The 1077-nt window shown below is 66.6% G+C and carries 1 protein-coding gene; it reads right to left on the bottom strand.

What is annotated here, in order from left to right; all coding sequences use genetic code 11:
• A partial coding sequence (locus IT781_RS21910) for a condensation domain-containing protein (protein WP_305076271.1) occupies positions 1 to 967 on the bottom strand: 967 nt, incomplete at its 3' end.
• Positions 968 to 1077: the final 110 nt, after the last annotated feature.

Raw genomic sequence — 1077 nt, 5'->3', positions numbered from 1 at the left:
GCACATCGAGGCGATAATGCCGCGGATCGTAACGCTCCGCCAATTGTTCGGCCGCATCGCCGGCTTCAGCTTCTATGGCGACCTCCTCAACTTTCAATGGAGCTTGGCGCCACACGACCTGCACGGGCTCCGGCAGGCCTTCCCAGGCCACGGACGTGCGCAGGATATCGTGTCGTGCTACTGCCGCCTGCAAGGCGGCCAGGAACCCGTCAAGACGTTCGCGCGTGTCGAACGCCATCAGCACCGGCATCAGGTAGGCATCCCCTTCGGACTCCATCAGATGGTGAAACAGAATGCCTTCCTGCAGCGGCGCCAGCGGATAGATGTCCTGCACGTTGGCCGCCCCGCCTGGTACGGCGGCAATGATGCGGTCGATATCGGCCTGTGCCAGACTGACCAGCGGCAGCAGGTCCGGCGTAATGGCCGTGCAGCCGGCCGGGATGCGGTTGGCCGGAATGACCACTTGCTCGGCCTGGCTGCCGTTGTCGGCCAGCGCCGCCAGCCCGGCCAGCGTCGGCGCACTGAACAAGGCCCGCACATCAATGTTCAAGCCGGCCTGGCGCATGCGTGCGATCAAGGTCACGGCCAGCAAGGAATGCCCGCCCAGCTCGAAGAAATTATCGTGGCGGCCGACCTGCCCGACTTTGAGCAGCTCGGCCCAGATGGCCACCAGGGTTTGTTCGGTCTGGCCTTGCGGTGCTTCATAGCCGCGCGCGGCGTAAGCATCGCCGTCCGGCGCCGGCAGCGCCTTGCGGTCCAGCTTGCCGTTGGCGGTCAAGGGCAGCGCTTCGAGGTAGACGAAGGCGGCCGGCACCATATACTCGGGCAGCGCCTCGGCCAGATAAGCCCGCAGGTCGTCCACGCTCAGCCCGGCGTCGCCGGTGTAGTAGGCCACCAGACGCTTGCCGCCGCTCCCGTCTTCGCGGGCCAGTACGGCCGTTTCGCGGACCGCCGGATGGCCGGCCAACCGGGCCTCGATCTCGCCCAGCTCGATGCGGAAACCCCGGACCTTGACCTGAAAATCGTTGCGGCCGAGGAATTCGATGCTGCCGTCGGCCAGCCAGCGGCCCAGGTCGC

The sequence above is a fragment of the Methylobacter sp. BlB1 genome, assembly GCF_015476545.1.
Lineage (GTDB): Bacteria > Pseudomonadota > Gammaproteobacteria > Methylococcales > Methylomonadaceae > Methylobacter.
This window is presented reverse-complemented; position numbering and strand designations above follow the sequence as displayed.